Annotated in this window: 9 protein-coding genes; 5 read left to right on the top strand and 4 right to left on the bottom strand. The window is 55.7% G+C overall.

Features of this window, described 5'->3' with window-relative positions; genetic code table 11:
* The coding region (locus KJ624_02130; protein MBU2008643.1) for a hypothetical protein at positions 1–521 on the bottom strand (521 nt) is incomplete at its 3' end.
* A 317-nt stretch (positions 522–838) separates the two neighbouring features.
* A complete protein-coding gene (locus KJ624_02125) occupies positions 839–1,015 on the bottom strand; it encodes a hypothetical protein (protein MBU2008642.1) in 177 nt (58 codons plus the stop codon).
* Between the two features lie 528 nt (positions 1,016–1,543).
* Here KJ624_02125 and KJ624_02120 point away from each other — a divergent pair.
* From KJ624_02120 to KJ624_02110, 3 genes are all read left to right on the top strand, one after another.
* Positions 1,544–2,101, top strand: a complete 558-nt coding sequence (locus KJ624_02120; protein MBU2008641.1) for a hypothetical protein — start codon at positions 1,544–1,546, stop codon at positions 2,099–2,101.
* A 17-nt stretch (positions 2,102–2,118) separates the two neighbouring features.
* Positions 2,119–2,958 (top strand): hypothetical protein, encoded by an 840-nt coding sequence (locus KJ624_02115; protein MBU2008640.1) that lies wholly within the window; start codon positions 2,119–2,121, stop codon positions 2,956–2,958.
* Between the two features lie 192 nt (positions 2,959–3,150).
* Entirely contained in the window at positions 3,151–3,327 is a 177-nt protein-coding gene (locus KJ624_02110; GenBank protein ID MBU2008639.1) for a hypothetical protein, read from the top strand.
* Between the two features lie 773 nt (positions 3,328–4,100).
* Here the strand turns inward: KJ624_02110 and KJ624_02105 are convergent.
* Both KJ624_02105 and KJ624_02100 read right to left on the bottom strand, forming a co-directional pair.
* Positions 4,101–4,790: a hypothetical protein gene (locus KJ624_02105; protein MBU2008638.1), complete on the bottom strand. Its 690-nt coding sequence runs from the start codon at positions 4,788–4,790 to the stop codon at positions 4,101–4,103.
* 105 nt (positions 4,791–4,895) lie between these two features.
* Positions 4,896–6,014, bottom strand: coding sequence for a hypothetical protein (locus KJ624_02100; GenBank protein ID MBU2008637.1), 1,119 nt, complete (start codon positions 6,012–6,014; stop codon positions 4,896–4,898).
* Between the two features lie 98 nt (positions 6,015–6,112).
* Here KJ624_02100 and KJ624_02095 point away from each other — a divergent pair, with 98 nt between their 5' ends.
* Positions 6,113–7,000 (top strand): hypothetical protein, encoded by an 888-nt coding sequence (locus KJ624_02095; GenBank protein ID MBU2008636.1) that lies wholly within the window; start codon positions 6,113–6,115, stop codon positions 6,998–7,000.
* A gap of 510 nt (positions 7,001–7,510) precedes the next feature.
* Entirely contained in the window at positions 7,511–8,536 is a 1,026-nt protein-coding gene (locus tag KJ624_02090) for a hypothetical protein (protein ID MBU2008635.1), read from the top strand.
* Positions 8,537–8,673 lie beyond the last annotated feature (137 nt).

The raw sequence follows: 8,673 nt of genomic DNA, 5'->3' as shown, positions 1-8,673 counted from the left end.
TTCCGGTAGGCGGCCTCCGCCTGGACGGGCAGGCTTGTTGCCAGGTAGGCGTTGCCCATCAGGAGGCAGATGGCAGCCCGGTCGGCTGCGGCCAGCTCCGGTCCCAGGCAGGCCGCCAGGTGCTCTACGGCCTCGCGGTGCTTATTGGCTTTGGCCAGCTCTGCTGCCTTCGCCATGCGGTCCCCCGGGCTCTGTTCCCTCAGCAGGTGGCGAAGGCGCTCAGCGCCAGGCACAGCCCTCCAGCCACTGAACGCCTCCTTAATCTCCCTGACCTGTTGAACTAGCTGCTCTGCTTGCACTGGAAGCTTCTCAATCTTGTCCTTGCGTGCCTGCACCCGGTTTGGGGAGGACGCCGGTATGAAGAAAATTATAGCCAGAGCGCCAAAGAATGCGGTCGCAGCCACGCCAATGGCAACAAGGGAGTTCGGGTATACGAGGGCCGAAAGGCCAAACAATACGGCGGCAACCGAGGCGATGACAGCTAGAAGAATGCGGTTAAGCATGGCTTGGCTTCTCGTCATCTTGTCCCCCTTTTTTCTCCTGCGCACACGGCTCACGAAGGCAACCAATCCAGGTTATCTTCTTTGGGAGATCCTCTATCTCAACCACTACCATTTCTCCTACCCCCTTCGGTTTTCTCTGTCCTGATGACGCCTCGAATTTTGGTACGGCGTGGTTAATGAACGGGTAAAACAAGGCGGGGATGGTGTGAAGAAGTGGTAGAGATGTGGCTATGAAGAGGGCGACTACGGAAGACCGGGTGGAGCGGAGGGGATTCTCTTGAGCTTCAAACCCCTGGGCCGTCGTCCTCCTTTCCTCTGGAGAGCGCAGCCTCTATCTAGCCCCATACGTCGTGGGCGATGAGCACCAGGAGAGCAAGGAAGAACAGGCTGGTCACGACGGCGAACCACTTGAAACCGATAAGCCAGTCAAAACCGATACCTGCGGCTACCAAACAGAGTAGCAAGATGGTCGGGCCCCACACCCTGCCGATATTCAGCACCCTTGTGGGCATCTCCGGTCCCCCTCTAGCAAACCCCTCAGACTGGGCTGCCAACCCTGACCATCCTGGGCCCTGCCCACTCCCCTTTCAAGGGTGTCCCTGGCATTCCCGGGGCAATTCAAACACAATTCATACTGTCGGGCGCTGGCGACTGCGGTTCCCGGGGGACCCGGGGACGGCTGTCCACCCCTCCGGCATACTGGCGCCTGGGCCTACCTCATAGAAAGGAACCTTTTTCCGCTGCCACCTCTCAGATATGGGGGCTCAGATACGACAGGGACAGCACCCTTTTTTCGGGGCAACAAGGATGGTCTGCCAGTGAAGGGTTAAGGTCCCATCTGGCGGGCCAGCACAACAAAGGTCCCATTTCCCCAGATATCCCGTTGACCTGGCTGTAGGGTGGCACTACAATCGCATCCAGGGAGGACAAGAGAATGAAGCGATTGGCTCTTTCCGCGGCATTGGTTTCTCTATTGGTGTTGGTCGCTCTTCTGACCTCGTGCCAGGGCTCGGCGGGCCCCGTGGGGGCACAAGGACCTGTTGGACCTGCTGGACCCCAGGGGCCCGCGGGAGCAAAGGGTGACACTGGACCCGCTGGTCCTGCTGGGGGGCCCAAGGGTGACACTGGTGCTACCGGCTCTCAAGGGCCTGCCGGGGCTGCCGGACCTGCTGGTCCTAAAGGCGATACCGGGGTCGCCGGGCCTGCCGGCGTTCAAGGGCCAGCCGGACCCAAGGGTGACACCGGGGCTGCTGGCTCACAAGGGCCCGCCGGGGCCGCCGGACCTGCTGGTCCTAGAGGCGATATCGGGGTCGCCGGGCCTGCCGGTATTCAAGGGCCTGCCGGTGTTCAAGGGCCTGCCGGTGTTCAAGGGCCTGCCGGACCCAAGGGTGATACCGGTGCTACTGGCCCACAAGGGCCCGCCGGGGCTGCCGGACCTGCTGGTCCTAAAGGCGATACCGGGGTCGCTGGGCCTGCTGGCGTTCAAGGGCCTGCTGGTGTGCAGGGACCTGCCGGCGTTCAAGGGCCAGCCGGACCCAAGGGCGACACCGGGCCTGCCGGACCCCAGGGGCCTCCCGCACTGCCCGGGCCGGCCATGAGCCCGCTTCAGGTTGCCATGCTACGCTGGTATGAAGCGAACCAGACGGGCATTTCCTACGGCGTGGGGACCGCTCCTGTTGCTATCTGCTTTGATGGCGCCAGCATCTGGGTGGCAAACAACTGGAGCAATGATGTCACGCAGCTCAGGGCCAGTGACGGCGCCCGGACGGGCACCTACGCCGCTGGCAGCCGTCCTTCTGCTGTCTCGTTCGATGGTGCCAACATCTGGGTCGTAAACAAGGATGGCAACAGCGTCACGAAGCTCGGCGCCTCGAGCGGCACCTACGCCGTAGGAACCGGTCCTTCTGCCATCTGCTTTGACGGCGCCAACATCTGGGTAGCGAACCGTGGCAGCAACAACGTAACGAAGCTCAGGGCCAGCAACGGCGGCTGGCTCGCCAACCGCTCCACTGGCACCGGTCCTTCTGCCATCTGCTTTGACGGCGCGAACATCTGGGTGGCGAACTACGGCAGCAATAGTGTCACGAAGCTGAGGGCCAGCGACGGCGCCTTAGTCGGCACCTACGTAGCGGGCATCGCTCCTTCCGCCATCTGCTTTGACGGCGCCAGCATCTGGGTGGCGAACTACGGCAACAATAACGTCACCAGGCTCAGGGCGAGCGATGGCGCCTTGATGGGCACCTATGCTGCTGGTACATCTCCCTCCGCCATCTGCTTTGACGGCACGAACATCTGGGTGGCGAACGCCGGTAGCAATGATGTCACGAAGCTCAGGGCCAGCGACGGCGGCTGGGTCGGCACCTACGGGGCTGGCACCTCTCCATCCGCCATCTGCTTTGACGGTACCAACATCTGGGTGGCAAACGCCCTTGGAGATAATGTCACCAAACTGTAAGAGAGAACACTCGATACAGTTCCCACTTGCGAGCGGTTGGTGCTGGTGGCGAATGCCTCTCGAAATGCCACTAATTGAGCTAATTCGCAAGCCTCGGAGCGAGCATTTTCAAGAAAGACTGCGACTGAGTTAGCTCGCACAAGCCACTATACCTTCCAATAGGGCTTGACAGTATGACACTGAAGCACTATAGTGCTCGTGGAGGTGGCGATGGCAAAGCAACCTACAGTTAGGGTGTCTACTTACCTCATGCCGGAGCAGTATGAGGCGTTGCGCCGAGAGGCTTTTGAGAGGCGTGGCAAGATAACGGCCCTGGTTCGACAAGCCGTTGACCTCTGGCTTGAAGCGCAAAGGAAGGAGCGTAGATGAAGGCAGCAGCTATCCGGGCGAGGGTTTCCTGTGTTTGGCGGTCTACGGGAGCAGAAGAAAGATGCTAAAGGCATTTGTGATAATCAGACTCAGCACTGAAGACCAGCTAAAAGGATACGGGGCAGATGTTCAGTGGGAGGACGATATGCTGCCAAATGCCCCTAAGTTGGGCTTGGAGGTACATGAATCTCATCGGCTGTGATTCAAGAGTCGGCTACGGGTTGGGAAAGAAGCAAGTTCGAGGCCGCTGTCAGAGAGGCTCTATCTCTCTACTCAAGGCGATGGAACTGCTCTGGACAAGGAAATAGCCAACCTGCGGCGACAACTGAAGCGCTATGACCACGACAAGAAGCGTCTGCTCACGCTCTTCCGTCATGAGGAAATCGATGAGAACGACCTGTTAGACGAGTTGAACCAAGTGAAGAAAGACCGCGAGACAGACGAAGCCAGTCTCCTAGTGCTCAATCAGGCCAGAGAGAGAATCTGCAAGCTGGGCCAGGCTGAGATGAAGCTGAATGACTACTGCGAGCGAGTAAGACAGAATCTAGGTCAGTGTACTCTTCAGGACAAACGCCTCGCCCTTGACGCCCTAGACATTAAGGTTGTCAGCACTCAGGAGAGCACTGAAATCAAGGGCGTCATCCCCATTGTACTTACGTCCACGCAGTCATCAGGTGGTTCACTTACCATTGAACAAACATCGGGATGTTTGCCCTTCCATGCGTACGTTTGCGTAAAAGGTTGAAGTGTTGTGAAATGGGAGATTTGCGCGTCTAGCGGCTGACTTTCCTAAAACAGGCCCGGCAAAATGGGTACCCGAATATTACCTGAGTTCGTCCACCACAATAATGGCAGTGCTTCTCTTTGTAGTTCGGGTCCTTGTTCCATTCTTGAAAGCATTCTATGCAGTAGGGTTTACTTCTATCGAGGGGTATGCTCTTGGAACATCTGATGCAGTAGCCAGTGTGGGCTGAATGCAGCAATTTGAGAAGGGGGACATCGGGTGTGGCCAATTGTCTGCCCGATGCTCTTTCTGGTTTAAGAGCAAGCGATGTGTTGATAATCAGTTGGGCGTGCTCTTTTGCAGCGGCATAGACTTCAGAATCATATTGAGCGTCAACCAGTATCCCCATTTCAAAATTGCCTTCAGAGAAATCATAGAGATTGAGCGATGTTATTACCATTTTGGTTTCGTTGTAGTAACACTTAGCGTGCAGCTTTTCAAGGAAACGGAGCGTCAAATGTTCAAGCTGTGAAAGCTGTTTGCGGACGGTGCCGTCAAGTTCCTGTTTCCCATAGACCACGGTGGTGCGTACCTTCTTGCGGTCAGCTAGTTGCAAGCTTGGGAAGAGATTGTCAGCTATTCTTATGTATGGAGAGATAAGTACCAACTCAGTGCGAGCGTTTGTTATGATGCTCTCCAATTCGGATGTGGTCTGTCGTGTTGTCAGAAACTTAGCCATACTTGTCGCGGTCTCCTCCTCGCAATGGGATGCCTGGCAATGATAACACACGGTATCTGTAAATAATATCGGAATGTCTTCCCTTCCACGCGTACAAGGGGAAGGCTACAGCTCCTCCGACGCCTTCTCTGCGTACTCTTCGATAACGGAGTCTGTCATATGTACCAGATGTTTTTGATTCGCCAGTTCTCTCAAAGCATCATAGCTTATGAAAGAGCATGACCGAGAAAGGGGTCCCTTCTCAAGTAACGTGAAAACTGGTCTTTGTATTTCTTCGAATACGTCGTCCTTGCGCTCCACAGGAGCCACGACATGAGCATGGATATCGAGGTTAGGCTGCAACGCCATTAGGTCCGCCATTCTGAGAATGCCGGAGAAGATCGAGGTTGTATGCTCGACTTCGAATGCCCTGACTATGGAGCGGCGTCTTAGCCATATGACGTCGATTCGTTCTATCGTCTGAATGGTTGTTTCGTCGTAGTTGAATGGTAGCCTGTCTAATAGAACACCTTCTTGGGGTTTCCAATACTCAACCACCCTAGAGCGGTCACTCTTGGGTATCCATATCGTAAAGCCCATACGTTCGCCAATTTCTGCAATTAGAGCTTGTATCTTCTTAGATTCCTTCCGACTGGCCTCTTCATCGACGGGCAAAGGAAGTTGCCCTGTGTCATCCGGTATGGTCACGGTGACGTCTATGTTGTCCTGGGTGCGTATTCTAATATATCGCAGTCTGTTTCGGTCATGTTCAGTTAAAGGGTAAAGTGTGGGATTGTGGTCCTCAGCTTGACGGAGAAGCATCTTCTCAAGGGACTCCCCATCCTCTTGTTTTAGTTGTCTAAGACTGCTTCGTAAGAATCCGGTCCAGTGTGAACCTGTCTTCGGGTAGTTCCTAGTAAACGATAGAGTATTCCAGACACGGTCTTCGTGGATGGGAATCGCCAGTTCGTATGGCAACCATGCCGCCGGTCGGACTTTGAACCTGATAACGAATGGGTCGTCCCGTTCGTAGAAGCGGGGCGTCGAATCCTCAAAAAGAGGGCTCGTCACTTCGAGGACGCCGACCCATCTTGATATTCTGGTTACGTAACAGACTAGCTTGTCGCCAATGTTGACTGTTCGAGCTGCGTCGCGTTGCCTTGGACGAAAGCCAGAAATGTCGCGTGGTGATTCGGAAAACGCCTTGTACGTTTCGGGCGAGAAAAGGTCCAGGTAGTAGGCCATGTGTCCTCCTATGCAAGACCTGATGGATTATAGCATGAATGCCAGAAGAACGGCTGAGTGGGAAAATGTCCGTAGTCAATGCTAGAATAGCTCAAGGCATGGAGAACAACAAGGAGCCGTCTTGGTTCGGGGGAGACGCTCATCGTTGGCCCCCCGAGGCTCTGGCCATGGCATATGCTATGGCTTGTGTGGAAATCGTGCGTAGCAACTCGGAGCGGGCTGGCGCGATCTACCGAGACATACTAGATGCTTGGGGGAAACCCGACGTGAAGAGCTTCTACGATGCACTAATGTCCGAAGTTTCAGATTCAGAAAAGGAAGAATGGAAAGACAAGGTGAGATTTCCGGAGTCAGGATTTGAGGGGGACGTGAATAGGCCCTGGACGGACTTACTAAGGTTGGTAGACGAGCCGGACTTCGAGAAGGGAATTGTTGAAGGCAAATGGAAGGCGGCTTTGGAGTCGCTGGAAGGGGAATACAGAGACGCGGCAGATTTGTTTGGTCTAATCCTTGAATTTATCCTAGTGGGATTCAACAGAGAACAGGACGTAGCCAAAGGCAAATACAAAGTGATTCCGACGGCGAATCCTCCTTGGCTGGTATTGGCAGTAATGTATCGCACGGCGTTTGAGCATCGTGAGATGACATTGGATAGGCTACGCAGAATCTACAAAGTGCGGAAGTTCAAGGGCAAGACTTACGATTTCGAAGAGGTACTGCACAAGCAGCCAATGAGCCGAATGCATCGAAGGATGGTGGCCGCTGGCAAGAAGGCCAAGATGGTTCTGCGTCATGACAGGAAGTTTCTAGATGCAGCTAGGCTTTGGTATCAATGCAGGGTCGTGAACTCCGGCATTGAGGGATTCCTGAACTCTGAGGCCGAAAAGGGCAACGACACGCTGGATCTGAAGAATACACAGAAGAAGGTGCGGGCGTGCGACGATGCGGTTGGATATGAGAGGCGTGGGAAGAAGCCGCTCGGCTAGGTAGCCGCCTCTTCACTGTGCAGAAGCCACCAGTCAAGGTGGCTTCTTTGTTGTTGTTCAAAAAACACACGGTTACTTTGAAGGGGTATGGATGCAATGATGAGAGTATGGCGCGGTCTGGAAGTGGGAAGAGGCGGTCCGCAAGGGATCCTGAAGTCAGATTCAGGATTGAAACGCGTCCACCTACATGTGCCCAGGAGGAGGCCGGGAGGAGGCTGTTCTCGAGGCTACTGGGAAGGGCACAATCAGCCAGCGTAGCTGGCAAGGTAGCAGAACAAGTCAACGGCGCAACATCAACGGGCACGGTCGGCGTGGGCGGCGGGCGGAAGCCGCCGCCCGTCAAGCCCCCCTCACTAACTAACAGGGGGGCTCTGAGTAGTAGCGCGGATTAGGATGAAAGTGGTGGGTTGGGGTGTGGACACCCTGGTGATGGGATTCTCAATCCAAAGCTACGTGGACGTGAACAACTTCCAGGCGTTGGGCGATGCCAAGGCGAAGGCTGGGGAAAAGCTGTTTGACGCCAAGGGCTGCACGGTAGAATGGTTCGGGATTGAGTTCAGCATGATGCCCCGTGGGGCAAAGGGGTATGAGTGGGTCATGCGCAACGCTGACGTGACGGTACGTGTGGCAAAAGAGGCGAAAGGCGGTTCGGTCCTGCCTGAAGTCTATGTCACGTTCAGCAGTCAAAACCTGTGGGCAAACGGGATTGACGGGGCGGTCGATACGTTCAGGCAATGGCTCTCGAAATGGGCGGTGATTAGGGGTGCCAAGGTGTCACGGGCTGACCTGTGCATTGACGTAGCTATGCCCTTCCCGAAGGTGGACATTCAGAACGAAATCGTCTCAAGGGCACGGGCAAAGGTCGAATACTCCGAGCCTGCGAAGGTGGAATGGTATGTGAGCGGGAGGCGTGGTACAGGCTACAAGTTCGGCGCTGGCGACCTTTCGGCGCGGGTCTATGACAAGACATACGAAGTCACGCTGTCAAACAAGGAATGGATGCGTGAAGTATGGACGGCTCAGGGGTGGGACGGCGAGACTCCGGTGGTCCGGTTCGAGTTTCAATGCCGGAGGAAGTTCCTGAAGGAAATGAGCGTGGAGAACTTTGAGGACTTGAAGCAGCGGGCGCCTGATATATGGAGGTACTGCACAAGTGACTGGCTGCGGGTGTGCAACAAAGGGTCGAAGGGCAACCAGGCACGCTGGAAGTCGAAGGACTACTGGGCGTTGCTTCAGCAAAGCTTCAGCCTGTTCGGCCAAGCCTACGGCGTCTTGCGCATGAAGGCGAGACAGGTTCGTTATGACCACCTATTGAGACAGCTTCGGGGGTGCGCTGTGTCCTGCGTGGCTGCCATTTGTCCGGGGGTTGGCACAGCCACGGCCATATTCAAGCTCAAAGAGGACCTGCGGGCCATACTGCTATCTGATGAGTTCCTTGCGGATGTGGCAAAACGTCGAGGGTCGGTCGGTAACATGGAGAAGCCGGTCCGCGACCTGGTTGATGCCGCAATCAGGATAGGCGCCAAAAGCGTGTAGCACATGGTTGTCGCACACTGGTCGAACAATATGCCTTGAGAGCGAAGGCGGACAAGCTCTCCCTTTCCCGCGTCCGCCGTAGCGAACAAGGAGGCAAGCCCCAAAGGGGCGAGCCAAGAATGCCCCGCCTGGCACAG

It is taken from the genome of Chloroflexota bacterium (genome assembly GCA_018825785.1).
Classification (GTDB): domain Bacteria; phylum Chloroflexota; class Dehalococcoidia; order JACVQG01; family JAHKAY01; genus JAHKAY01.
Note: the sequence above shows the minus strand (reverse complement) of the source record. Positions and strands in the feature narration are given on the sequence as shown.